Source organism: Streptomyces sp. Ru62, from assembly GCF_002920615.1.
Taxonomy (GTDB): Bacteria; Actinomycetota; Actinomycetes; order Streptomycetales; family Streptomycetaceae; genus Streptomyces.
Map to the genome: position 1 here is coordinate 1 of NZ_PQSU01000020.1, position 23,656 is coordinate 23,656.

Here is a 23,656-nt window from a genome sequence, read left to right on the forward strand (position 1 = left end):
GCAGCGCGTGGGCGGCACCCTGCTGGGCCTACGCTGAACGTATGAACAACCTCAGCGGGCGCGGCCGAGTCGCCGGCCTTCCGGCATGGGACCGGTGCGCGGTCATGGGGGTCGTGAACGTGACCCCCGACTCCTTCTCCGACGGCGGCCGCTGGTTCGACACGACCGTCGCCGTCAAACACGGCCTGGATCTGGTCGCCGAGGGCGCGGATCTGGTCGACGTCGGCGGCGAGTCCACCCGGCCCGGTGCCACGCGCGTGGACGAGGCCGAGGAGCTGCGGCGGGTCATTCCCGTGGTGCGCGGCCTCGCCTCCGAGGGAGTCGTCGTCTCCGTCGACACCATGCGCGCCTCCGTCGCCGAACAGGCACTCGCGGCCGGTGCCGCCCTAGTCAACGACGTCAGCGGCGGCCTCGCCGATCCCGCGATGATCCCGGTGGTCGCCGACGCGGGCGCCCCCTTCGTCGTCATGCACTGGCGCGGCTTCCTCCAGGGCGGCAACGTCAAGGGCGTCTACGAGGACGTCGTCGGGGAAGTCGTGGACGAACTGCACGCGCGCGTGGAGGCCGTTCTGGCGGGCGGTATCGCCCCGGACCGCATCGTCGTCGACCCGGGCCTCGGCTTCTCCAAGGAGGCCGGGCACGACCTCGCCCTCCTCGCCCACCTCGACCGGCTGGCCTCGCTCGGCCACCCGCTGCTGGTCGCCGCCTCCCGCAAGCGGTTCCTCGGCCGGGTCCTGGCCGGACCGCAGGGGGCACCCCCGCCGGCCCGCGAACGCGACGCGGCCACGGCGGCCGTCTCCGCGCTCGCCGCGCACGCCGGCGCATGGGCGGTGCGGGTGCACGAGGTGCGCGCCACGGCGGACGCGGTCCGGGTGGCCCGGGCCGTGGAGGAGGCGCGCGGTGCCACGGGCGCGCCCGGCACCGGCGGCGAGCGCGGGGCGGAAGGAGAGCGGTGAGCGCCCCCCACACCGACGTCGAGCAGGTGGAGGCCGCCAACACCGCCTTCTACGAGGCACTCGAACGCGGCGACTTCGAGGAGGTCTCCTCCCTCTGGCTGACCCCCGCCGACCTGGGCGTGGACGAGACGTACCACGACCCCGCGGACAGCGGGGTCATCTCCTGCGTCCACCCCGGCTGGCCGGTGCTCACCGGCCGCGGCGAGGTCCTCAGGTCGTACGCCCTGATCATGGCCAACACCGACTACATCCAGTTCTTCCTCACCGATGTGCATGTCTCCGTGACCGGTGACACCGCGCTCGTGACCTGCACGGAGAACATTCTCAGCGGCGGCCCCGCCCCCGAGGAGGGCGCGGAGCTCGGCCCGCTGGTCGGCCAGCTCGTCGTCGCCACGAACGTGTTCCGGCGCACGCCCTCCGGCTGGAAGCTCTGGTCGCACCACGCCTCCCCCGTGCTGGCCGAGACCGACGAGGACGAGGACGACAACCACGTGAACGGCGTGAACCCGGACGACGAACCCCTGGCCTGACCCGAAGAAGTGGTTGGAATCACCTACCCCGGGGTAGGAGCGGCTACCAGCCCATGACAGGGCCGGGTTCCCCGGGGGAAACGGCCGGTGAACCCTCCGGACACCGGCCCGTGCCCACGCCCCCGCGGCCCGGCTTTGTCAGTGCCCGCAGGTAGATTCGTCTGAGGCCGGTGTGCCGCCCGCACGCGGCACGGGCCGGCCCTTCCCGACGATTGCAGGAGTGATTCGCGTGGATCGTGTCGCGCTGCGCGGCCTCAAGGCCCGCGGGCACCACGGTGTGTTCCCCAAGGAGCGCGAGGAGGGCCAGACCTTCATCGTGGACCTCGTGCTCGGCCTGGACACCCGGCCGGCCGCGGCCGATGACGACCTGACGAAGACCGTGCACTACGGCATCGTGGCCGAGGAGGTCGTGGCCGTGGTCGAGGGCGAGCCGGTGAACCTCATCGAGACCCTCGCCGAGCGGATCGCCCGGACCTGTCTGAAGCACGAAGGGGTCGAGGAGGTCGAGGTCTGCGTCCACAAGCCGGACGCCCCGATCACCGTCCCCTTCGACGACGTGACCGTCACCATCACCCGGAGCCGAGTATGACCCGACCTTTCCACCAGGGTCACAGCGACCCGACCGTCCAGCCGGTGCCCGCCTCGGTCGTCGAGCAGGTCGACGCGGCCGACACGACCCTGAGCAACCCGAAGTGGGCCGTGATCTCCATCGGCTCCAACCTCGGCAACCGCCTGGAGACCCTCCAGGGTGCCGTCGACGCCCTGGAGGACACCCCGGGCGTCCGCGTGAAGGCCGTCTCCCCGGTGTACGAGACCGAGCCGTGGGGCGTGGAGCCGGGCAGCCAGCCGTCGTACTTCAACGCGGTCGTGGTCCTCAAGACGACTCTGCCCCCGTCGTCCCTGCTGGAGCGGGCGCACGCCGTCGAGGAGGCCTTCCACCGCGTCCGGGACGAGCGCTGGGGTCCGCGCACGCTGGACGTCGACATCGTCGCCTACGCCGGCGTCACCTCGGACGACCCGCGGCTCACCCTGCCCCACCCGCGCGCCCACGAGCGCGCCTTCGTTCTCGCGCCCTGGCACGACGTCGACCCGCAGGCGCAGCTCCCCGGCCGCGGCACGGTGGCCGACCTGCTGTCCACCGTCACCCGTGAGGGTGTCGCGCCCCGCGCGGACCTGGAACTCCGGCTGCCCGAGTAGTCGTTAAGGTCGAGACGGGTCAAGACCAAGACGACCACCGTCCGGGACGGTCCGGGGGAACTGAAGGGACACCGTGAGAGAGCTGCGCATCAGGGTGCTGGCGGGCGTGTTCGTCGTGGCAGGCGTCCTGTCCTGGGCGGGCGCCCGCCTCTGGAACTCGATCGGGACCCTCCCCAGCGTCCCCCTGGCCGCCCCCGTCGTCCTCGCGCTGATCGCCGTGGTCCTGCTCTCGACGGCGCTGTCGCTGCGCGCCCGTCTCAGGGCCCAGCGCGAGCGCCGGCCCGGCGCCAAGGGAGTCGACCCGCTGATGGCCGCCCGGGCGGTCGTCTTCGGCCAGGCCAGCGCCCTGGTGGCCGCGCTCGTCGCCGGTATGTACGGCGGAACGGGCGTCTTCCTGCTGGAGCTGCTGGACATCCCGGCCCGCCGCGACCAGGCGATCTACGCCGGTTTCTCCGTCCTGACCGGCGTCGGCGTGATAGCCGCCGCCATCTTCCTGGAGCGGGTCTGCAAGCTCCCCGAGGACGACGACCAGAACCACCCGGGAGCGGAGCCGGTGGCCTGACCTCCGGTCCCGCGCCCCGGCGCGCTCGGCGGCTCGCTCAGCGCGCCATGATGAGGCTCATCGCCTCGTTCCGCGTCGCGGCGTCCCGCAGCTGACCGCGGACGGCGGACGTTATGGTCTTCGCGCCCGGCTTGCGGATACCGCGCATGGACATGCACATGTGCTCGCACTCGACGACCACGATGACGCCCCGCGGCTCCAGGATCTCCATCAGGGAGTCCGCGATCTGCGTGGTGAGGCGTTCCTGCACCTGCGGCCGGCGGGCGTAGACGTCGACCAGGCGGGCCAGCTTGGACAGGCCGGTGATCTTGCCGGTCTCGGACGGAATGTAGCCGACGTGGGCGACACCCCGGAACGGCACCAGATGATGCTCGCAGGTCGAGTACACCTCGATGTCCTTCACGAGGACCATCTCGTCGTGCCCCAGGTCGAACGTCGTCGTCAGGACGTCCTCCGGCTGCTGCCACAGACCGGCGAAGATCTCCCTGTAGGCACGCGCGACCCTGGCCGGCGTCTCCCGCAGGCCCTCACGGTCCGGGTCCTCACCGACCGCGATCAGCAGTTCGCGTACGGCGTTCTCGGCGCGCTTCTCGTCGAACTCGCCGATGGGGCCCTCGCCGTCCAGCGTCACCGGGTCGGTCATCTGGTTCCTCGTTCCTGTGCCTTGCACGCGGGTGTGCCTCGCGTTCCGTCTGCGGACATGCGAAATGCCGCGCCCCCAGGCTAAAACCTGGGGGACGCGGCATTCATTCCGGCCCTCGTGGCCGGAACAGGGTCAGCTCTCGGAGCGGTCCTCCGGGGTCTGCTCCGTCGCCGGGGCGGACTCCGCGGCGGTGGACTTCGCCGTGCTGATCGCCGCCGTCGCGCCGTTCGCACCGTTGGTCAGTGCCAGCTCCTTCGGGGAGAGCACCGGCGGGCGGGTGGACGGGGTCCGGCGGGAGGAGCCGGTCCAGGCGGGCCGCGGCGGGCGCTTGACGATCGGGGCGAAGATCTCGGCGATCTCCTCCTTGCCCAGGGTCTCCTTCTCCAGCAACTGGAGGACGAGGTTGTCGAGCACGTCGCGGTTCTCGACCAGGATCTCCCAGGCCTCGTTGTGCGCGGTCTCGATGAGCTTCTTGACCTCTTCGTCCACCAGCGCGGCGACCTCTTCCGAGTAGTCGCGCTGGTGAGCCATCTCACGGCCCAGGAACGGCTCGGAGTTGTCGCCTCCGAACTTGATCGCACCGAGGCGCTCGGTCATGCCGTACTGGGTGACCATCGCGCGGGCCAGGTTGGTGGCCTTCTCGATGTCGTTCGCGGCGCCCGTGGTCGGGTCGTGGAAGACCAGTTCCTCGGCCGCCCGGCCGCCCAGCATGTAGGCGAGCTGGTCGAGCATCTCGTTGCGCGTGGTCGAGTACTTGTCCTCGTCCGGCAGGACCATCGTGTAACCGAGGGCACGACCACGGGACAGGATCGTGATCTTGTGGACCGGGTCGGAGTTCGGCGAGGCCGCCGCGACCAGGGCGTGACCGCCCTCGTGGTACGCGGTGATCTTCTTCTCCTTGTCCGACATGATCCGGGTCCGCTTCTGCGGGCCCGCGACCACGCGGTCGATCGCCTCGTCCAGCGCCTTGTTGTCGATCAGCTTCTGGTCGCCGCGGGCGGTGAGCAGCGCCGCCTCGTTCAGCACGTTGGCGAGGTCGGCACCGGTCATGCCCGGGGTGCGGCGGGCCACGGCGGACAGGTCGACGTCGGGCGCGACCGGCTTGCCCTTCTGGTGGACCTTGAGGATCTCCAGACGGCCCTGCAGGTCCGGCGGGTCGACCGCGATCTGCCGGTCGAAGCGGCCGGGGCGCAGCAGCGCCGGGTCGAGGATGTCCGGGCGGTTCGTGGCGGCGATCAGGATCACACCGCCCTTGACGTCGAAGCCGTCCATCTCGACGAGCAGCTGGTTCAGGGTCTGCTCGCGCTCGTCGTGACCGCCGCCGAGACCGGCGCCACGGTGACGGCCGACCGCGTCGATCTCGTCCACGAAGACGATCGCCGGGGCGTTCGCCTTGGCCTGCTCGAACAGGTCACGGACCCGGGAGGCACCGACACCGACGAACATCTCGACGAAGTCGGAACCGGAGATCGAGTAGAAGGGGACGCCCGCCTCACCGGCGACGGCGCGCGCGAGCAGGGTCTTGCCCGTACCCGGGCGGCCGTAGAGGAGCACGCCCTTGGGGATCTTGGCGCCGACCGCCTGGAACTTGGCCGGCTCCTGGAGGAACTCCTTGATCTCCTGAAGCTCCTCGACGGCCTCGTCGCAGCCCGCGACGTCGGAGAAGGTCGTCTTCGGGGTGTCCTTGGTGATGAGCTTCGCCTTGGACTTGCCGAAGTTCATGACCCGGGAGCCGCCGCCCTGCATCTGATTCATCAGGAACAGGAAGACGACCACGATCAGGACGAAGGGCAGCAGCGAGAGCAGGACGCCGACGAACGGGTTCTGCTTGGACGGCGAGACCGTGTAGCCGTCCGGAATCTGCTTGTCCTGGTACTTGGTCTGCAGCGTGCCGGCGATGGTCACGCCCTGGTCACCGATGTAGCTCGCCTGGATCTTCGAGCTGCCCTCGACCTTGAAGCCGTCCTTGAGCGTGACCTTGATGCTCTGTTCGTCACCGGTGGTGAGCTTGGCCGACTCGACCTTGTTGTCGTTGATCGCCGCCACGACCTGGCCGGTGTCCACCGTCTTGTAGCCGCCGGACGAGCCGACGACCTGCATCAACACGACCACGGCAAGGACGGCCAGCACGATCCACATGACCGGCCCACGGAAGTATCGCTTCACGTCCATCCATACGGAGCGGTGCCGCCCCGTCCCTCCTGCCATAGTGAGTTTGATAAGACAGTTCTTCTGACGGTACCCCAGCATTGTTGCCCGAAGCCGCACGGAGCCGTTTCGGCGGCTGGGAAACCCGTCTCTGCAAGCTTCAACGGCGTGGAACCCGCTGGGGTTCCCGATCGTCCTACCGGGCTTGGGCCGACTGGCTCAGCCGCCGTAGACGTGGGGCGCGAGCGTACCGACGAACGGCAGGTTGCGGTACTTCTCGGCGTAGTCGAGGCCGTAGCCCACGACGAACTCGTTCGGGATGTCGAAGCCGACCCACTCCACGTCGATGGCGACCTTGGCGGCGTCCGGCTTGCGCAGCAGCGTGCACACCTTCAGGGAGGCGGGCTCGCGGGAGCCGAGGTTGTTGATCAGCCAGGACAGGGTCAGGCCGGAGTCGATGATGTCCTCGACGATCAGGACGTGCCTGCCCTTGATGTCGGTGTCGAGGTCCTTGAGGATCCGCACGACACCGGAGGACTGGGTGCCCGCGCCGTAGGAGGACACGGCCATCCAGTCCATGGTGACGGGGGTGGACAGCGCCCGGGCGAGGTCCGCCATGACCATCACCGCGCCCTTGAGGACGCCGACGATGAGCAGGTCCTTGCCCGCGTACTCCGCGTCGATCTTCGCGGCCAGCTCGGCCAGCTTCGCGTCGATCTCTTCCTTGGTGATGAGCACCTGCTGGAGGTCGGCACCCATGTCTTTCGCGTCCACCCGCATCACTTTCGGTCGTCCCGCACTTACGGCCGCGTGCGCGGCCACCGGCACCGGCCGCACGCACGGCCTCCGGCTGTCCGGCCCACCGGAGGGTCGCTCCGGGAGGGTCGGCGAGGGTCGGCATTCAGCCTTGCCGAATCACCAGTCTGCCACCCTGCCGCTGGGCGACGACTTTGCCCGGGAGATTGATGGCTCCCTGGCCGCGCCAGCCGGTGATCAGGCGGTCGACTTCCTCGATGTGGCGGGCGAACAGCGCACCGGCCGGGGCACCGGCCTCGATGGCGGCGCGGCGCAGGATCCGGCGGCGCACGGCGGGCGGGAGGGCGTACAGCTTGGCGCACTCCAGCAGGCCGGCGGCGTCCCGTACGGAGGCCTCGGCCTGGCGGGCCCAGGCGTCCAGGGCGTCGGCGTCGTCGCGGGAGAGCTGCGCGGTGCGGGCGAGCGCCTCCACGACGCCCTTGCCGAGGGCCTTCTCCAGCGCGGGCAGGCCCTCGTGCCGGAGCCGGGAGCGGGTGTAGGCGGGGTCGGCGTTGTGCGGGTCGTCCCAGACGGGCAGCGACTGGACCATGCAGGCCTTGCGGGCGGTCTGCCGGTCGAGTTGCAGGAAGGGCCGCCGGTAACGGCCGCCGGCCCCCGAGACCGCGGCCATGCCGGACAGGGAGCGGATGCCGGAGCCGCGGGCGAGGCCCAGCAGGACGGTTTCGGCCTGGTCGTCCCGGGTGTGGCCGAGCAGGACCGCGGCGGCGCCGTGGCGTTCGGCGGCGGCGTCCAGGGCGGCGTAGCGGGCGTCGCGGGCGGCGGCTTCGGGGCCGCCCGCGCGGCCGACGGTCACGGCGACGGACTCGACCGGATCGAGTCCGAGTCCGCGCAGCCGCAGGACGACCTCGTCGGCGCGGAGGTCGGAGCCGGGCTGGAGGCCGTGGTCGACGGTGACCCCGCCGGCCCGGACGCCGAGCTTGGGTGCCTCGAAGGCGAGGGCGGAGGCGAGGGCCATGGAGTCGGCGCCGCCGGAGCACGCGACGAGGACGAGCGGGGAGGGGGGCCGCTCGGCCGTCCGGTCCGGGCGCGCGGCGGCCGGCTGCGGGGCCGGGTGCGCGGAAGAGGCCAGGTGGTCGTTCAGGATGTCGTGGAGGACGCGGCGAACCGCCAGGCGTATCGCCGCGACCGCAGGATGGGGACCCATGTCCGGTTCCCTTCATGAAGTTTTCGGGGGGTGAACCCGGGACGGTCACTCAGAGTGTGTAGATGGTGACAGAAGCGGGCCGTTCCCCGAGCATTGCACGCCTACGCATGGCTCACGGTCCCTCGGACGGGTGATTGGAGGGGCGTTCGCCTGCCGTCGGCCGGATTCCTTCACGATGTCCCCGTGCCGTTCACGACTCGGCCTTGCGGTGCACCCGCGCGACCCAGTCCGCCGGTTTGGCGATCTCCGCCTTGGTGGGAAGGGTGTTGGGCGAGGTCCAGACGCGGTTGAAACCGTCGACACCGACCTGTTCGACCACGGCCCGCACGAACCGTTCGCCGTCCCGGTACTGCCTCAGTTTGGCGTCCAGACCGAGCAGCTTGCGCAGGGCCATGTCCAGCCGGGAGGCGCCCTTCGCGCGGCGCTGCTGGAACTTCTCGCGGATCTCCGCGACGGTCGGTACGACGCTCGGGCCCACGCCGTCCATGACGTAGTCGGCGTGGCCCTCCAGCAGGGACATCACGGCGGTCAGCCGGCCGAGGATCTCCCGCTGGGCGGGGGTCTGCACCAGCTCCACGAAGGAGCGCCCGCCGTCCTCCTCCTCGCCCTCGGGACGGCCGCCCGCCAGGGACTGTGCGGCGTCCCGGATGCGCTCCAGGAAGGTCATCGGGTCGACGTCGGTCTCCGCCAAGAACGACTGGATTTCGCCCTCCAGGTGGTCCCGCAGCCAGGGCACGGCGGTGAACTGCGTGCGGTGGGTCTCCTCGTGCAGGCACACCCACAGGCGGAAGTCGTGCGGCTCGACGTCGAGTTCGCGCTCGACGTGGACGATGTTGGGCGCAACCAGCAGCAGCCGGCCCCCGCCGTTCTCGCCGGCCGGGAGGTCGCGGCCGGCGGGGGCGAAGGTCTCGTACTGGCCGAGGACGCGGGAGGACAGGAACGACAGGAGCATGCCGAGTTCGACGCCGGTGACCTTGCCGCCGACGGCGCCCAGGACCGCGCTGCCCGGGTTGTTGCCGCGCCGTTCCTGCATCTTCTCCAGGAGCGGACGCAGGATCTCGCGGAAGCCGGCGACGTTGGCGCGGACCCAGCCGGGGCGGTCGACGACGAGGACCGGGGTGTCGTGGGTCTCCTCGGTGCCCATACGGGTGAAGCCCCGGACGTGTCCCTCCGAGGCCTTCGCGTGCCGGCGCAGCTCCGCGACGACGGCCCTGGCCTCGTCGCGGCTGACGTCGGGGCCGGGGCGTACGAGCCGTGTCGCGGTCGCCACCGCGAGGTTCCAGTCGACCATCCCGGGAGATGCGGTGCCACCGAAGCCAGTCATGTTGTCAACCGTACGTGAGCGGCCCCATTTCGGGCAGGCCGTGTGGACGGCGACAGGGCCGACCGCGCTTTTCCGTCACCGGCGCGGGCGGCCGTGCTCCCCGGTCACCCGGCATCACGAGCCGCTCCAGCACAGACCGCGCATCCGGCTCACCCGGCACTGCGGGAACGGCCCGTAGGGGTGCTCAGCGCGTCAGGGCTGTCGCCGCTCTGTCCAGGGCCTTCTGGGCCTCCAGTGGATCCGTGGTGTCCGAGGCCAGGAAGGCGAAGGCCAGGAGGTGGCCGGCCTTGTCGACGACCGTGCCCGCGAGGGTGTTCACGCCGGTCAGGGTGCCCGTCTTGGCGCGTACGAGGCCGGCCGCGCCGTCGGCGTAGCGCGTGCTCAGGGTGCCGGTGAAGCCGGCCACCGGGAGGCCGGTGAGGACCGGGCGCAGGCCGGGGCGGCCGGGGTCGCCCGCCTTGACCAGGAGGGCGGTGAGGAGGTCGGCCGTGAGGCGGTCGTCGCGGTTCAGGCCGCTGCCGTCGTGGAAGGCGGCGCCGGCCATCGGCAGGCCGAGCTTGCGCAGCTGGGTGGCGATGGCCTTCGCACCGCCGTCGAAGCCGGCGGGCTGCCCGCTCGCCAGGGCGGTGTGCCGGGCCAGCGCCTCCGCGATGTCGTTGTCGCTGTTGGTCAGCATCCGCTCGACCAGCTCCGACAGCGGCGGCGAGGAGACGCGGGCGAGGGTCTCCGCGCGCGTGCTGGCCTTGGAGGGGCCGGGGGCCGTGGTGGTGATGCCGGCGTCCTTCAGGAAGGCCGCGAACCGGGTGGCCGCGTTCGCCGCGGGGTCGCTCACGCGGGGCGCCGGGCCGCTGGTGGAGGCGTCGGTGCGGCCCTCGTCGACGGTCAGGGCGCTGATCGGGGCGAGGTTGTCGTTGACGCCGATGGGGTGCAGGGCGGGACCGGTGAAGAGGGTGGTGTCGTACGAGAGGGTGATCTTGTGGATGCCGCGCTTGTCGAGTGCTTTCGCGGTGTCCGCCGCCAGGGCCCGCAGGCCGGCCCAGCCGCCGGCCTCGGCGTGCGCGGTGAGGGTGGGGTCGCCGCCGCCGACGAGGACGAGTTCGCGGGTGTCGGGTTCCAGGGCGGTGCGGGTGGTGAGGCGGTGGTCGGGGCCGAGGGCGGACAGCGCGGCGACGGCGGTGGCGATCTTGGTGGTGGAGGCGGGCGTGAGGGCCTTGCCGGCGTCGGCTCCGTAGAGGCGTTCGCCGGTCGTGACGTCGACGACGGCCGCCGCGTGGCTGCTGCCGAGCGCGGGCGCCTCCAGCAGGGGCCCCAGGACGTCCGAGAGTGCCTTCGCGTCCGGAGGGGTCTCCTTGGTGCCGACGGCGCCCGTGGTGCCGCCCAGGCCCGACAGCACGGGCGCGGCGCTCGGCGCGGGCCGGGGCGCCCTGGCGGCCGTACCGGAGCGGCCGTGATCTGCGCCACCTGACCGCTCCAGTGCGGCGGCGCGGTCCCGCTCGGCCGTACGCTGACCGTTGGCGTCCCAGGGACCGGCCACGGTCACCACGCCGGCGGCCAGCGCCAGGCCGGCGGTGGCGGCGCCCGCGGTGTACTGCCAGGTCCTGACGGTCCGCGGACGGGGGAGGTGCACAGGCCTGACGCGCACGGCTTCCGTCAGCCGCGCGATCCGCGGCCGGGCGGCGGTCACGGCGCGCGCCAGACCCGGTCGTACGGCGGTCACGATCCGCGCCACGCGCGGTCTCGCGGCTCGCCAAGGCCTCAGCTCTGGCACGACCACCAGCCCCTTTCGCGATCACACACCTGCGTGAGGGACACTTAACCACCAGAACTATGTGCTGATCATGGAGGAGCCACCGGTGGAGTTCGACGTCACGATCGAGATCCCGAAGGGTTCGCGGAACAAGTACGAGGTGGACCACGAGACCGGTCGGATCCGCCTGGACCGTCGTCTCTTCACCTCGACCGCCTACCCGACCGACTACGGCTTCGTCGAGAACACCCTCGGCGAGGACGGCGACCCGCTGGACGCGCTGGTCATCCTGGACGAGCCGACCTTCCCGGGCTGCCTCATCCGCTGCCGCGCGATCGGCATGTTCCGCATGACGGACGAGGCGGGCGGCGACGACAAGCTGCTGTGCGTCCCGGCCACCGACCCGCGCGTGGAGCACCTGCGCGACATCCACCACGTGTCCGAGTTCGACCGCCTGGAGATCCAGCACTTCTTCGAGGTCTACAAGGACCTGGAGCCCGGCAAGTCGGTCGAGGGCGCCAACTGGGTGGGCCGGTCGGACGCCGAGGCGGAGATCGAGCGGTCGTACAAGCGCTTCAAGGAGCAGGGCGGCCACTGAGCACTCGCTCGCGCGAACGGGCCGCACGCGCACGCGTGCGGCCCGTTTCGCATGTCCGCACACATACGGCCCGTCCGGGTACGAGTGCGCATACTGATGCTTACGGCAAGTGTGGTTCAGGGAGCGGTGCGAGGTGACGGAGGCGGAGGAGCGCAAGCCCCGGTCGGACGAGGCGCGGTACGACCCGGAGATCACGTCCGAGTTCGCCATTCCGGAGGGGCTCGACGTCCCCCGGGGCGAGTCGGAGACGACCTCCGAGTTCGCGGTGCCGGAGGGGCTTCAGACGCCGCAGCCGCCGAGTGCCGAGCCGGAGGGTTCGGCGTTCGGCGCGCCGAGCACCTACAGCGCGAACACCGCGCCGGCCGCGTTCACCCCGGCCACCGGTGTGCCGCTGGTCAGCCTGGTCAAGGACGCGCCCTGGCAGGACCGGATGCGCACGATGCTGCGCATGCCGGTGGCGGAGCGGCCGGCGCCGGAGCCGGTCCAGCGCGTGGACGAGGGCGGTCCGGCCGTCCCGCGCGTACTGGACCTGACCCTGCGTATCGGGGAGCTGCTGCTGGCCGGCGGTGAGGGCGCGGAGGACGTGGAGGCCGCGATGTTCGCGGTGTGCCGGTCCTACGGCCTGGACCGGTGCGAGCCGAACGTCACCTTCACACTGCTGTCGATCTCGCACCAGCCGTCCCTGGTGGAGGACCCGGTGACGGCGTCCCGGACGGTGCGGCGGCGGGGCACCGACTACACGCGTCTGTCGGCCGTCTTCCGGCTGGTGGACGACCTGACCGACCCGGAGACCCATGTCTCCCTGGAGGAGGCCTACCGGCGCCTGGCGGAGATCCGCCGCAACCGGCACCCGTACCCCGGCTGGGCGCTGACCCTGGCGAGCGGGCTGCTGGCCGGTGCGGCCTCCGTGCTGGTCGGCGGTGACCCGATCGTGTTCCTGGCGGCGGCCGTCGGCGCGATGCTCGGCGACCGGCTGGCGTGGCTGTGCGCGGGGCGCGGACTGCCGGAGTTCTACCAGTTCACCGTGGCCGCGATGCCGCCCGCGGCGATCGGGGTGGCGCTGACGCTGGCGCACGTGGACGTGAAGGCGTCCGCGGTGATCACCGGTGGACTGTTCGCGCTGCTGCCCGGGCGGGCGCTGGTCGCGGGGGTGCAGGACGGGCTGACGGGCTTCTACATCACCGCCTCGGCCCGGCTGCTGGAGGTCATGTACTTCTTCGTCGGCATCGTCACCGGGGTGCTGACCGTCCTGTACTTCGGCGTGAAGATCGGCGGCAGGCTCAATCCGGACGCGCAGCTGGGCATCTCCGAACGGCCGCTGATCCAGATCGCGGCCTCGATGCTGCTGTCGCTGACCTTCGCGGTGCTGCTCCAGCAGGAACGGTCCACCGTGCTCTGGGTGACCCTCAACGGCGGTGTGGCCTGGTCGGTGTACGGCGCGATGCACTACGCGGGCGGAATCTCGCCGGTGGCCTCCACGGCCGTGGCGGCGGGGCTCGTGGGGCTGTTCGGGCAGTTGCTGTCCCGGTACCGGTTCGCCTCGGCGCTGCCGTACACGACGGCGGCGATCGGGCCGCTGCTGCCCGGTTCGGCGACCTACTTCGGGCTGCTGTCCATGGCGCAGAACGACGTGGACAAGGGGCTGGTGTCGCTGGCCAAGGCCGCGTCGCTGGCGATGGCCATCGCCATCGGGGTCAACCTGGGGTCGGAGATCTCCCGGCTGTTCCTGCGGATCGGCTCCGCCGGGAAGCGCCGGGCCGCCAAGCGGACGCGCGGGTTCTGAGTCTCCCCGTCCCCCGCGCCCCGGTCAGCGGCCGCGGTTGTCGTACGGGTACTGGTTCGGGTCGTACTGCTGCTGGGGCTGCTGCTGCGGGTACTGCTGCCGGTCGTAGGACTGGCCGGCGTCGTACCCCTGGTGGTCGTACCCCTGCTGGCCGTAGCCCTGGTTGTCGTAGCCCTGCTGGCCGTAGCCCTGGTTGTCGTAGCCCTGGTTCCAGTCCTGCTGCTGGGGCTGCTGGTACGGCTGCTCGTACTGCGGGGCGTACGGCTGCTCGGGCTCGACGCGCCGCAGGCGGGTCGTGGCGTCGTCCATGACCGGCGGGTGCTGGTACTGGGGCTGCTGGTGGGCGGGCCGGGGCTGCTGGTGGGCGGGCTGCTGCGGGGGCTCCGGGGCGGTCTGCCCGGCCTTCTTGTCCTTGCCGCGCGCCCGCAGGAACTCGATCGCGATCGGGATCACCGAGACGAGGACGATCAGGATCAGGATCGCCTCGATGTTCTTCTTGACGAAGTCGATGTTGCCGAGCCAGGAGCCGAGCAGGGTGACGCCCGCGCCCCACAGGACGCCGCCGATGACGTTGAAGGTCAGGAACGAGCGGTACTTCATGCCGCTGACGCCCGCGATGATCGGCGTGAACGTGCGCACGATCGGCACGAAGCGGGCCAGGACCAGGGACTTCGGGCCGTACTTCTCGAAGAACTCGTGCGCCTTGGTGACGTTCTCCTGCTTGAACAGCCGGGAGTCCGGCCGGTTGAACAGGGACGGGCCGACCTTCTTGCCGAACATGTAGCCCGCCTGGTCGCCGAGGATCGCGGCGAGGCAGATCAGCGCGATGGCGGCCCACAGCGGGAAGTCGAGGTCCCCGGACGTGATCAGCAGGCCGCAGGTGAACAGCAGCGAGTCACCCGGCAGGAAGAAGCCGATGAGCAGGCCGGACTCGGCGAAGACGATGAGCAGCAGACCCCAGATGCTGTACGTGTCGAGCAGATAGTTGGGATCCAGCCAGCTCGGGCCGAGGGCGAGTGTCATCACGGGTCCGGGCTCCCTGGGGGGTGAAGGCGGCTACGGCGGCGAAACGTCGATGGGGCGCCGTACAAAACTATCAACGTAAGGGGACCACCCCGGGTTCCACCGCCTCGCCGAGTGGTGCCCGGGCCCGGGGACCGGCCCCGGGCCCGGGCGTCAGGAGGTGGTGTGCCGGTCCGCGTTGGCGAGGATCGCCTCGCGCAGGTGTTCGGCGAGGCCGGGGCGCATGGAGTCGTAGAACGCCTTGAAGCGCTCGTCGGAGACGTACATCTCCGCGAAGCACCGGTGCATCTCGTACGGGACCTCGAAGTAGTACCGGCTGATGTGCCGCCGGTGCTCCTCGGCCAGCTCCATGGCCGCCTCGCCGGCCGGCTGCTCGCCCGCGGCGACCAAGGCGGCGTACCGCTCGCCCCAGTCGTCGACCTCGGCCTTGATCCGCTTCCAGTCCTCCTTGGTGTAGCGGGCGGCGCGGCGCTGGGACTCGGCCCACGCCTCGGTGCCGCCCCAGCGCTGCTCGGCCTCCTCGGCGTACTGCTCGGGGTCCTTGTCCCCGAAGACCTCGAACCGCTCCTCCGGCGTCAGGTCGATGCCCATCGTGCGTGCCTCCAAGGCGTGCTCCACGGCCGCGGCCATCTTCTGCAGCTTCTCGATCCGGGCGGTCAGCAGGTCGTGCTGGCGGCGCAGGTGCGTGCGCGGGTCCGCGTCCGGGTCGTCGAGCAGGGCCGCGACCTCGTCGAGCGGGAAGCCGAGCTCCCGGTAGAACAGGATCTGCTGGAGCCGGTCGAGGTCGGCGTCGCTGTAGCGCCGGTGGCCGGCGTACGTCCGCTCGCTGGGCACGAGCAGGCCGATCTCGTCGTAGTGGTGCAGGGTGCGCACCGTCACGCCGGCGAACCCCGCGACCTGTCCCACGGAGTAGCTCACTTTCCGCTCCTTGTCGTCGGTACGCCTCCACGCTGCGGCCTCACGTCACGTGAGGTGCAAGCCGATGGCACGTTCCGGATGCCGTGGTTACGGACGCCGTGGTTACGGACGCCGTGGTTACGGACGCTGCGGTTCCGGATGTTGTGCACGTTTCGTCCGCTTATCGTGAGCCCGTGGCCCAGGAGACGACGCAGCAGGCGCCCCCGACCGCCCCGGCACGGGCTCTGCTGCCGTTCATCCTGCCCGCCGTCCTCGTGGGCGTGGCCGCGAGTCTCGTCTTCGTCGGGGTGAGCACGGCGGGGGAGCAGCTCCAGCGCCTGCTGTGGGGGCCGCTGCCGGACGCCCTCGGCGTGGGCCGCTCCAGTGTGCTGTGGATGTTCGTCATGCTCGTGGCGACCGGGATCGCCGTCGGGCTGGTGGTCTGGAAGGTCCCCGGCCACGCCGGTCCCGACCCGGCCACGGTCGGGCTGGACGCGCCGGTGCTGCCGCCGGCCGTCCTGCCGGGCCTGCTGCTGGCCACCGCGCTCATGCTGGCGGGCGGTCCGAGCCTCGGCCCGGAGAACCCGGTCATCGCGGTGAACGTGGGCCTCGCGGCCTGGCTCGGCGCGCGCTTCCTGCCCCGGACACCGGGCACGCTGTGGCCGGTGCTGGCGGAGGCGGCGACGATCGGCGCGTTGTTCGGCACACCGGTGGCGGCGGCGCTGGTGATCTCCGAGGCTCTGGCGGGACGGCCGGTGCCGGGCCGGCTGTGGGACAACGTGTTCGCGCCGCTGACCGCGGGCACGTGCGGGGCGATCACGACGGCCCTGGTGGCCCGTCCGACCTTCGACCTGGGCCTGCCGCCCATGGGCCACCCGCGCGCGAGGGACCTGCTGGCGGCCCTGGTGATCGCCTCGGTCGCCGCGCTGCTCGGCATGTGCGCCGTCCGCGCCTTCCCGTACGTCCACGCGGCCTTCGGGCGGCTGCGGCACCCGATGCTCATGCTTCCGGCCGGCGGGGTCGTGCTGGGGGCGCTGGCGGCCCTGGGCGGCCAGCTGACGCTGTTCAAGGGCGTGTCGGAGATCGGGCGGCTGGCCCGCGACCCGGAGGGCTGGTCGGCGGGACAGTTCGCCACGATGGCGGTGGTGAAGCTGGCCGCGCTGCTCGTCGCGGCGAGCTGCGGCTTCCGGGGCGGCCGGATCTTCCCCGCCGTCTTCGCCGGCGCCGCCCTGGGCCTGTGCGCCCACGCGCTGGTGCCGGCCGTGCATCTCTCGCTGGGCGTGGCCACGGGCGTCCTGGGCATGCTCCTGGCGATCACCCGGCAGGGCTGGATGAGCCTGTTCACCGCCGCCGTCCTGGTCGCCTCGCCCAGCATCCTCGCGCTGCTGTGCGTCGCCTCGCTGCCGGCCTGGCTGCTGGTGACGGGCCGTCCGCAGATGCAGTTGCGCCAGAACGGGACCCCGGTCCGATGACTGTCCTCACCTGACCCCCACTCACCCACTCCTCAAACCGGTTTCTTTGGAGGCACATCCCGATGGCCCTGCACAGAGGTCCCGAGAAGCACGAGCAGCGGACGATCTCGGTCAACCCGTTCTTCGGGGAGGCCAACCCTGTCGGCGGCATGACCGAGGCCCCGCCCACGCACCGGCTCCCGGACACTCCGCTGCCGCCGTCCACGGCGTACCAGCTGGTGCACGACGAGCTGATGCTGGACGGCAACTCCCGGCTGAACCTGGCCACCTTCGTCACCACCTGGATGGAGCCGCAGGCCGGGGTGCTGATGGGCGAGTGCCGGGACAAGAACATGATCGACAAGGACGAGTACCCGCGCACGGCCGAACTGGAGCGGCGCTGCGTGGCGATGCTCGCGGACCTGTGGAACGCGCCGGACCCGTCGGCGGCCGTCGGCTGTTCGACGACCGGGTCGAGCGAGGCGTGCATGCTCGCCGGGATGGCGCTGAAGCGGCGCTGGGCGAAGCGGAACGCCGACCGCTATCCGGGCGCGCGGCCCAATCTGGTCATGGGCGTCAACGTCCAGGTGTGCTGGGAGAAGTTCTGCACCTTCTGGGAGGTGGAGGCCCGGCTGGTCCCGATGGAGGGCGACCGCTTCCATCTGGACCCGCAGGCCGCCGTCGAGCTGTGCGACGAGAACACCATCGGGGTCGTCGGCATCCTCGGTTCGACCTTCGACGGCTCCTACGAACCGGTCGCCGACCTGTGCGCGGCCCTCGACGCCCTCCAGGAGCGCACCGGACTCGACATCCCGGTGCACGTGGACGGCGCGTCCGGCGGGATGGTGGCGCCCTTCCTGGACGAGGACCTGGTGTGGGACTTCCGCCTGCCGCGCGTGGCGTCGATCAACACCTCCGGCCACAAGTACGGGCTGGTCTACCCCGGCGTCGGCTGGGCGCTGTGGCGGGACAAGGAGGCGCTGCCCGAGGAGCTGGTCTTCCGGGTGAACTATCTGGGCGGGGACATGCCGACCTTCGCGCTGAACTTCTCCCGGCCCGGCGCCCAGGTGGTGGCGCAGTACTACACGTTCCTGCGGCTGGGCCGGGAGGGCTACCGGGCGGTGCAGCAGTCGACACGGGACGTGGCGACCTCGCTCGCCTCCCGGATCGAGGCGCTCGGCGACTTCCGGCTGCTCACACGCGGGGACCAGCTCCCCGTGTTCGCGCTGACCACCGCCGACCACGTCACCTCGTACGACGTCTTCGACGTCTCCCGGCGGCTGCGCGAGGGCGGCTGGCTGGTGCCCGCCTACACCTTCCCGGCGAACCGCGAGGACCTGTCCGTGCTGCGGATCGTGTGCCGCAACGGCTTCTCGCACGACCTGGCCGACCTGTTCCTGGACGACCTGGCCCGCCTGCTGCCCGAGCTGCGCCGGCAGCCGCACCCCCTGACCCGCGACAAGGAGGCGGCCACGGGCTTCCACCACTAGGGACTGCCGAGCGGCGGGAACAGGCCCTGCCGTCCGGGTCGGAGCGGCCGTGGGGGGCGGTGCCGTCGGTCCGGTCCGAGCGGGGCCCGGTGGGTGCGGCCGCCAGGCGGAGGGAGCGCCGACGCGATGGGCCGCCGTGCGCATCAGCCGAGCACGGGGGCCGGCAACCGACGGCAACGCGGCAGCCGGCCGTGCTGGGGCCAGCGACGGCGGGACGATCAGACGACAGGGTCCAGCGGCCCAGGCGCGCGAGCGTCCGCCCGGCCGGCGGGGGGAACACCGCCGGCCGGGCGAGCGGCCGGAGGACGGCCGGCCAGAGCCGCACCGGTGCGCCGCCGGGGCCTCAGCGGTCGTCCTCCGGATGCCGCTCCCCCGTCGCGTACGGGTTCTCCTGCCCCTCGGTCAGCACGCCCACGAACGGCTCGCCCTCCCCCGCGAAGGTGTACGCGCCCGCCTCCAGACGGTCGATGAGCCCCTGGGTCCAGGCCGCGTCGGAGTCGGCCGTGTGGACCCAGAGGTTCATGATCTCCCCGATGTGGCCGAGCTGCTCCGGGCCGTCCTCGGGGACGTAGTGCTCGGTGACGGCGGTCCGCCACCGGACGATCCGGCGGATCCGCTCCCGCAGCAGCTCCAGGGCCTCGGCGCGGGGCAGTTCGACCAGGAAGCCGATCGCCGCCGACTGGACGTCCATCTTCTGGTCGTAGGCGACCAGGGACTCGCGCAGCAGCCGGAAGAACTCGTCCTCGCCCCGGTCCGTGATCTCGTACTCCACCCGCGGCGGCCCGCCGGCCGTGGACGGCGCGATCTCGTGCGCGTGCAGCAGCCCTTGCTTGGCCATCTGCTTCAGGGCGTGGTAGATCGACCCCGGCTTGGCGTGGGACCACTCGTGCGCGCCCCAGTACTCCAGGTCGTTGCGGACCTGGTAGCCATGGGCCCGCCCGTGCTGGCGGACCGCGCCCAGCACGAGGAGACGGATCGCTGACATGGGGTCCAGGTTAGGACCCCTCGATCACCCCCAGGAGTCGCCCCGCTCCAGCGCCACCAGCTCGAACGCGGTCTTCCCGTCCAGGCACTCACGGATGATGTCGGCGTGGCCGGCGTGCCGGGCCGTCTCGCGGATCAGGTGCAGACACAGCCAGCGCAGCGACACCCGGCCCTCCGGCGGGAACCAGGGGTCGGGCGGCAGCGGGAAGGTGTCGTCCAGGCTGGGCGCGGAGCGGATGAACTTCTCCGTCTCGGCGGCCACCTGCTCCCAGTACGCCAGCTGCGAGGCGACCGTCTCGTCGGCGGCCAGCTGGAAGGTCTCGTGCCAGTTCGACTCGTCGCGCCGTACCGCCGGCGGCTCCTGCTTCGCCCGTGCGATCCAGCTCTGCTCCGTCTCGGTGACGTGCTTGAGCAGACCGCCCAGGGACAGCTCGCTGACGCTGGGGCGGGTGCGGGCCTGCTCCTCGGTCAGCCCGAGCAGTGCCCGGCGGATGCCTCCGCGCTGTTCCTCGATGAACGCGAGCAGTGCCCCGCGCTCGTCGCCGTTCGCCTCCGCCGCAACGTGCGTGACCATGGCGTGCCGCCTTTCGTCGGACCGGTTCGCCGGGGGCCGTTCCCTCCCGACACCGAAGACGCTACGGACCATTGCGGTCAGGTACTGTCCGCAACGGCCCGCGCACCGAAAGGACGCCGGAGAAGTCGGCTGCGGGACGACGGCAGGCGGCCCGGGACGACGGGGGCGCGACTAGAACGGGAACGCGCTGCGCCCGTGCTGCACCGAGATCCACTTGACCGTGGTGAACGCCTCCAGCGTGGTCTCGCCGTTGAGACGGCCGAGGCCGGAGTGCTTCTCGCCGCCGAAGGGCACGATCGGCTCGTCGTGGACCGTGCCGTCGTTCACGTGGAACATGCCGGTGTCGATCCGCTTGGCGAAGGCCACGCCCCGCTCGATGTCGGCCGTGTGGACGGCGCCGCTGAGGCCGTACGGGGTGTCGTTGACGATCCGGACCGCCTCTTCCTCGCCGTCGAACGTGAGGAGGAAGACGACCGGGCCGAAGACCTCCTGCTGGAGCAGCGGGGAGCCGGCCGGGACGCCGGTCAGCACGGTCGGCCCGACCAGGTTGTTGGTCGTGCTGCCGCGTACGAGAGCGGTGGCGCCCTCGGCGAGCGCCTGCTCCACGGTGCCGGAGACGGCGTTCGCCTGCGCGGAGTTGATCACCGGGCCGATCACGGTCTCCGGGTCGCGGGGGTCGCCGACCTTGAGGGTGCGGACCTTGGCGACGAACTTCTCGGTGAACTCGTCGGCCACGGACGCGTCCACGAGGACCCGGTTGGCGGCCATGCAGACCTGACCCTGGTGCACGAACCGGCTGAAGACCGCCGCGTCCACCGCGTAGTCGAGGTCGGCGTCGTCCAGCACCACCAGCGCGCTGTTGCCGCCCAGTTCGAGGACCGCGCGCTTGAAGTGCTTGGCGCAGACGGTGGCGACGTGGCGGCCGACCTTGTCCGAACCGGTGAAGGAGATGACCTTCGGGACGGGGTGCTCAAGGAACGCGTCACCGATCTCGGCGATGTCGGTGACCACGACGTTGAGCAGGCCGCCGGGCAGCCCGGCGTCCTCGAAGATCTTCGCGAGCAGGGTGCCGCCGGCGATGGGGGTGTTCTGGTGCGGTTTGAGCACCACGGCGTTGCCCAGCGCGAGGGCCGGCGCGACCGACTTCAGCGACAGCAGGAACGGGAAGTTGAAGGGGCTGATGACGCCCACGACGCCGACCGGCACGCGGTAGACGCGGTTCTCCTTGCCCTCACCCGGGGAGGGCAGGATCCGGCCCTCGGGGCGCAGTGCGAGGTGGACCGACTCGCGCAGGAACTCCTTGGCCAGGTGCAGCTCGAAGCCGGCCTTGACGCGCGTGCCGCCCAGCTCCGCGATGATCAGGTCGGCTATCTCCTGCTCGCGGTCCTCTATCAGCCTGAGGGCCCGCTCGAAGACCGCGCGCCGGGTGTAGGGGTTGGTCTCGGCCCACTTCTTCTGGGCGCGGGCGGCGGCCCGGTAGGCCTCGTCCACCTCGTCGACCGTGGCCACCGTGATCGAGGCCAGCTTCTCGTCGTCGTACGGGTTGAAGTCGATGACGTCCCAGGAGCCGGTGCCCGGCCGCCACTCGCCGTCGATGTACTGCTGGGCCAGGTCGGTGAAGTAGGACGACATGTGATCCCTCAATCGCTAGCGGCCACAGATCCACGCCAGGTCTGATTGCATGTCATCCTACTTGCGAGTCAAGGAGGTTGGGGCTCGTCAGGACAGTTGCAGCAGACCGCGCAGCAGGTCACGGCTCTCGTCCGGGCCGGGGCTGTCCTGCTGGAGTTCCTTCAGGGCCTGCTCGTACTGGGCGACGTCCTCGCGCTTGTCCAGGTAGAGGGCGCTGGTCAGCTGCTCCAGGTAGACCACGTCGGACAGGTCGGACTCGGGGAAGCTGAGGATGGTGAAGGCGCCGCTCTCGCCGGAGTGCCCGCCGAGGCTGAACGGCATGACCTGGAGCCGTACGTTGGGCCGCTCGGAGATGTCGATCAGGTGCTGGAGCTGGCCGCGCATCACCTCGCGGTCCCCGTAGGGGCGGCGCAGGGCGGCCTCGTCCAGGACGATGTGGAACTCGGGGGCGTTGTCGGCGAGCAGGTACTTCTGCCGCTCCAGGCGCAGCGCGACCCGGCGCTCGACGTCGGCGACGCTCGCGCCCTTCATGCCGCGCCGGACCACCGCGCGGGCGTACTCCTCGGTCTGCAGCAGGCCGTGCACGAACTGCACCTCGTAGGCGCGGATCAGCGAGGCGGCACCCTCCAGGCCCACATAGGTGGGGAACCAGCTCGGCAGGACGTCGGTGTAACTGTGCCACCAGCCCGCCACGTTGGCCTCCCGGGCGAGGGAGAGCAGCGACTCGCGCTCCGCCTCGTCCGTGATGCCGTACAGCGTGAGCAGGTCCTCGACGTCCCTCGTCTTGAAGCTCACCCGGCCCAGCTCCATCCGGCTGATCTTCGACTCCGAGGCGCGGATCGAGTACCCCGCCGCCTCACGCGTGATCCCCCGCGCTTCCCGCAGTCGCCTGAGTTGCGAGCCGAGCAGCATCCGCCGCACCACCGATCCGGGCTCTCCCGCGCTCACTTTCGCCAGCCTCCCCAACCGTCTTCAGGGGCCGAAGTCTGCCACTAAAACACTTCGAGCAGTACTCGTGCGGTTACGGAAACGGAAAGAGCCCACCCGTTTCCACCGGGTGCGGACCGGGAAGAGGTCCGGACCTCTGGCGGGAACGTCGGGAAGATGGCAGAAAAAATGGCCAAGAAGCGGTACGGGCGGGGCCATTTCGGTCCCGTGCACGTGCATCTGCCCTTGCATCTGCTGTGCGCATCCGAAACCATGGTGCCGCGCCACCGCTGCATCGCAACGACCGCGAATTCCCGGGAGTGCCTCGCATGGGGACGAATGGATCGACCATGCTCAAGCCGTTACGGCAGGGCCTTCCGCCGCTGGATCCCGCGGCCGTGTCCGATGCCGCCTCCTGCGCCCTGCCGTCCCGGTTCGAGGCGGTGCGCGAGGCCCGGCGCTTCACCCGGTGCACCCTGGAGCAGTGGGACGTCGGCGACCGCTTCGACGACATCTGTCTCGTCGTCTCCGAACTCGTCACCAACGCACTGCGCCACGCGGTGCCGGCCGCGCCGCGCGGCGGCGAGGACCACCCGTCCGTGCGGCTGCACCTGATGCGCTGGACCGAGCGGCTGGTGTGCGCGGTGCGCGACCCGAGCCACGAGACCCCGGCCCCGCGGGACTCGGACGACTTCTCGGCCGAGTCGGGCCGCGGGCTGTTCCTGGTCGACTCCTTCGCCGACAGCTGGGGCTGGCACCCGCTCGCGGGCACGCTCGACGGCAAGGTGGTCTGGGCGCTGTTCCGGCTGCACACGGCCGGCTGATCCGGTACGGCACCGGCGGGCGCGCGGGTTCTACGCGCGTCCACCGGTCCTCGTCGGCCCGCCCCGCCGACATCGTTGCCAGCGGCGCGGCGCGAGCGGAGGCCGGTGTCAGCTCGCTATCAGATGGTCGAACTCGCCGTCCTTGACGCCCAGGAGCATCGCCTCGATCTCCGCGCGCGTGTAGACGAGCGCCGGCCCGTCCGGGAAGCGCGAGTTGCGTACGGCGACCTCACCGCCCGGCAGCCGCGCGAACTCCACGCAGGAGCCCTGCGAGTTGCTGTGCCTGCTCTTCTGCCAGGCCACTCCGTCCAGCTGCGTGGCAGCCATGCCGTTGTACACGTCGTACCCCCCGTACACGCCGTCAACGTCGCGGTCCACAGGTCGCTCCCCGAGTGGTGCACTGGCT

At 71.2% G+C, this 23,656-nt stretch carries 23 protein-coding genes; 10 read left to right on the forward strand and 13 right to left on the reverse strand.

Annotated elements, in window-relative coordinates; all coding sequences use genetic code 11:
* The first annotated feature begins 41 nt into the window (after window positions 1–41).
* From folP to C3492_RS25950, 5 genes are all read left to right on the forward strand, one after another.
* Window positions 42–956 (forward strand): dihydropteroate synthase, encoded by a 915-nt coding sequence (gene folP / locus C3492_RS25930; RefSeq protein ID WP_181140552.1) that lies wholly within the window; start codon window positions 42–44, stop codon window positions 954–956.
* The gene (locus C3492_RS25935; protein WP_103814555.1) at window positions 953–1,486 is read left to right on the forward strand and encodes a nuclear transport factor 2 family protein; all 534 of its coding nucleotides are present in this window, start codon (window positions 953–955) and stop codon (window positions 1,484–1,486) included. Before folP ends, C3492_RS25935 begins: the two co-directional genes overlap by 4 nt.
* 229 nt (window positions 1,487–1,715) lie before the next feature.
* Window positions 1,716–2,075 carry a dihydroneopterin aldolase gene (gene folB, locus C3492_RS25940; protein ID WP_030651455.1) on the forward strand — a complete coding sequence of 120 codons (360 nt, stop codon included), beginning with the start codon at window positions 1,716–1,718 and terminating at the stop codon, window positions 2,073–2,075.
* Window positions 2,072–2,683, forward strand: a complete 612-nt coding sequence (gene folK / locus C3492_RS25945; RefSeq protein ID WP_103814557.1) for a 2-amino-4-hydroxy-6-hydroxymethyldihydropteridine diphosphokinase — start codon at window positions 2,072–2,074, stop codon at window positions 2,681–2,683. Before folB ends, folK begins: the two co-directional genes overlap by 4 nt.
* Window positions 2,684–2,756: 73 nt before the next feature.
* Window positions 2,757–3,245, forward strand: a complete 489-nt coding sequence (locus tag C3492_RS25950; protein ID WP_103814559.1) for a DUF3180 domain-containing protein — start codon at window positions 2,757–2,759, stop codon at window positions 3,243–3,245.
* Between the two features lie 37 nt (window positions 3,246–3,282).
* Here the strand turns inward: C3492_RS25950 and folE are convergent, their stop codons facing one another.
* The 6 genes from folE to dacB form a co-directional block, all read right to left on the reverse strand.
* A complete protein-coding gene (gene folE, locus C3492_RS25955; protein ID WP_103814561.1) occupies window positions 3,283–3,888 on the reverse strand; it encodes a GTP cyclohydrolase I FolE in 606 nt (201 codons plus the stop codon).
* Between the two features lie 132 nt (window positions 3,889–4,020).
* Complete coding sequence (gene ftsH, locus C3492_RS25960; protein ID WP_181140553.1) at window positions 4,021–6,060, reverse strand: ATP-dependent zinc metalloprotease FtsH; 2,040 nt, start codon at window positions 6,058–6,060, stop codon at window positions 4,021–4,023.
* A 195-nt stretch (window positions 6,061–6,255) separates the two neighbouring features.
* The gene (gene hpt, locus C3492_RS25965) at window positions 6,256–6,816 is read right to left on the reverse strand and encodes a hypoxanthine phosphoribosyltransferase (protein ID WP_030342680.1); all 561 of its coding nucleotides are present in this window, start codon (window positions 6,814–6,816) and stop codon (window positions 6,256–6,258) included.
* A 121-nt stretch (window positions 6,817–6,937) separates the two neighbouring features.
* Entirely contained in the window at window positions 6,938–7,996 is a 1,059-nt protein-coding gene (gene tilS / locus C3492_RS25970; RefSeq protein WP_103814563.1) for a tRNA lysidine(34) synthetase TilS, read from the reverse strand.
* Window positions 7,997–8,186: 190 nt separating this feature from the next.
* Window positions 8,187–9,287: a zinc-dependent metalloprotease gene (locus tag C3492_RS25975; protein ID WP_103814565.1), complete on the reverse strand. Its 1,101-nt coding sequence runs from the start codon at window positions 9,285–9,287 to the stop codon at window positions 8,187–8,189.
* Window positions 9,288–9,504: 217 nt separating this feature from the next.
* Complete coding sequence (dacB, locus tag C3492_RS25980; protein ID WP_103814567.1) at window positions 9,505–11,049, reverse strand: D-alanyl-D-alanine carboxypeptidase/D-alanyl-D-alanine-endopeptidase; 1,545 nt, start codon at window positions 11,047–11,049, stop codon at window positions 9,505–9,507.
* 124 nt (window positions 11,050–11,173) lie between these two features.
* Between dacB and C3492_RS25985 the strand changes: the two genes are divergently transcribed.
* Window positions 11,174–11,665 (forward strand): inorganic diphosphatase, encoded by a 492-nt coding sequence (locus C3492_RS25985; RefSeq protein ID WP_014674108.1) that lies wholly within the window; start codon window positions 11,174–11,176, stop codon window positions 11,663–11,665.
* A 133-nt stretch (window positions 11,666–11,798) separates the two neighbouring features.
* Entirely contained in the window at window positions 11,799–13,448 is a 1,650-nt protein-coding gene (locus C3492_RS25990) for a threonine/serine exporter ThrE family protein (RefSeq protein ID WP_103814569.1), read from the forward strand.
* A gap of 24 nt (window positions 13,449–13,472) precedes the next feature.
* On the opposite strand, the gene C3492_RS25995 is transcribed toward C3492_RS25990, so the two are convergent.
* Together C3492_RS25995 and C3492_RS26000 are read right to left on the reverse strand one after the other, a co-directional pair.
* Window positions 13,473–14,474, reverse strand: a complete 1,002-nt coding sequence (locus tag C3492_RS25995) for a DedA family protein (RefSeq protein ID WP_103814571.1) — start codon at window positions 14,472–14,474, stop codon at window positions 13,473–13,475.
* A gap of 150 nt (window positions 14,475–14,624) precedes the next feature.
* Entirely contained in the window at window positions 14,625–15,389 is a 765-nt protein-coding gene (locus tag C3492_RS26000) for a MerR family transcriptional regulator (protein WP_103814573.1), read from the reverse strand.
* 173 nt (window positions 15,390–15,562) lie between these two features.
* On the opposite strand from C3492_RS26000, the gene C3492_RS26005 reads away from it, so the two are divergent.
* Both C3492_RS26005 and C3492_RS26010 read left to right on the forward strand, forming a co-directional pair.
* Window positions 15,563–16,840, forward strand: coding sequence for an ion channel protein (locus C3492_RS26005; protein WP_103814575.1), 1,278 nt, complete (start codon window positions 15,563–15,565; stop codon window positions 16,838–16,840).
* Between the two features lie 62 nt (window positions 16,841–16,902).
* Entirely contained in the window at window positions 16,903–18,309 is a 1,407-nt protein-coding gene (locus C3492_RS26010) for a glutamate decarboxylase (RefSeq protein ID WP_103814577.1), read from the forward strand.
* Between the two features lie 343 nt (window positions 18,310–18,652).
* Here C3492_RS26010 and C3492_RS26015 read toward each other — a convergent pair whose 3' ends face one another.
* The 4 genes from C3492_RS26015 to C3492_RS26030 form a co-directional block, all read right to left on the reverse strand.
* A complete protein-coding gene (locus C3492_RS26015) occupies window positions 18,653–19,294 on the reverse strand; it encodes a PadR family transcriptional regulator (protein WP_103814579.1) in 642 nt (213 codons plus the stop codon).
* Between the two features lie 24 nt (window positions 19,295–19,318).
* Window positions 19,319–19,867, reverse strand: coding sequence for a DinB family protein (locus C3492_RS26020; protein ID WP_103814581.1), 549 nt, complete (start codon window positions 19,865–19,867; stop codon window positions 19,319–19,321).
* 171 nt (window positions 19,868–20,038) lie between these two features.
* Window positions 20,039–21,499: an aldehyde dehydrogenase family protein gene (locus tag C3492_RS26025; RefSeq protein ID WP_103814583.1), complete on the reverse strand. Its 1,461-nt coding sequence runs from the start codon at window positions 21,497–21,499 to the stop codon at window positions 20,039–20,041.
* An 87-nt stretch (window positions 21,500–21,586) separates the two neighbouring features.
* Window positions 21,587–22,411: a helix-turn-helix transcriptional regulator gene (locus tag C3492_RS26030; RefSeq protein ID WP_103814811.1), complete on the reverse strand. Its 825-nt coding sequence runs from the start codon at window positions 22,409–22,411 to the stop codon at window positions 21,587–21,589.
* 365 nt (window positions 22,412–22,776) lie between these two features.
* Between C3492_RS26030 and C3492_RS26040 the strand changes: the two genes are divergently transcribed.
* On the forward strand, window positions 22,777–23,250 hold the full coding sequence (locus tag C3492_RS26040; protein WP_103814587.1) for an ATP-binding protein: 474 nt from the start codon (window positions 22,777–22,779) through the stop codon (window positions 23,248–23,250).
* A gap of 108 nt (window positions 23,251–23,358) precedes the next feature.
* On the opposite strand, the gene C3492_RS26045 is transcribed toward C3492_RS26040, so the two are convergent.
* The gene (locus C3492_RS26045; protein ID WP_030651389.1) at window positions 23,359–23,628 is read right to left on the reverse strand and encodes a DUF397 domain-containing protein; all 270 of its coding nucleotides are present in this window, start codon (window positions 23,626–23,628) and stop codon (window positions 23,359–23,361) included.
* Window positions 23,629–23,656: the final 28 nt, after the last annotated feature.

Excerpts from the sequence above, each read along its gene's own strand:
- tilS (WP_103814563.1), bottom strand. The coding sequence starts at position 7,996 with ATGGGTCCCCATCCTGCGGTCGCGGCGATACGCCTGGCGGTTCGCCGC.
- C3492_RS26010 (WP_103814577.1), top strand. The coding sequence starts at position 16,903 with ATGGCCCTGCACAGAGGTCCCGAGAAGCACGAGCAGCGGACGATCTCG.
- folE (WP_103814561.1), bottom strand. The coding sequence starts at position 3,888 with ATGACCGACCCGGTGACGCTGGACGGCGAGGGCCCCATCGGCGAGTTC.
- ftsH (WP_181140553.1), bottom strand. The coding sequence starts at position 6,060 with ATGGACGTGAAGCGATACTTCCGTGGGCCGGTCATGTGGATCGTGCTG.
- C3492_RS26015 (WP_103814579.1), bottom strand. The coding sequence starts at position 19,294 with ATGTCAGCGATCCGTCTCCTCGTGCTGGGCGCGGTCCGCCAGCACGGG.
- folP (WP_181140552.1), top strand. The coding sequence starts at position 42 with ATGAACAACCTCAGCGGGCGCGGCCGAGTCGCCGGCCTTCCGGCATGG.
- C3492_RS26040 (WP_103814587.1), top strand. The coding sequence starts at position 22,777 with ATGCTCAAGCCGTTACGGCAGGGCCTTCCGCCGCTGGATCCCGCGGCC.
- hpt (WP_030342680.1), bottom strand. The coding sequence starts at position 6,816 with ATGCGGGTGGACGCGAAAGACATGGGTGCCGACCTCCAGCAGGTGCTC.
- folK (WP_103814557.1), top strand. The coding sequence starts at position 2,072 with ATGACCCGACCTTTCCACCAGGGTCACAGCGACCCGACCGTCCAGCCG.
- C3492_RS26030 (WP_103814811.1), bottom strand. The coding sequence starts at position 22,411 with ATGCTGCTCGGCTCGCAACTCAGGCGACTGCGGGAAGCGCGGGGGATC.
- C3492_RS25975 (WP_103814565.1), bottom strand. The coding sequence starts at position 9,287 with ATGGTCGACTGGAACCTCGCGGTGGCGACCGCGACACGGCTCGTACGC.
- C3492_RS26020 (WP_103814581.1), bottom strand. The coding sequence starts at position 19,867 with ATGGTCACGCACGTTGCGGCGGAGGCGAACGGCGACGAGCGCGGGGCA.
- C3492_RS26025 (WP_103814583.1), bottom strand. The coding sequence starts at position 21,499 with ATGTCGTCCTACTTCACCGACCTGGCCCAGCAGTACATCGACGGCGAG.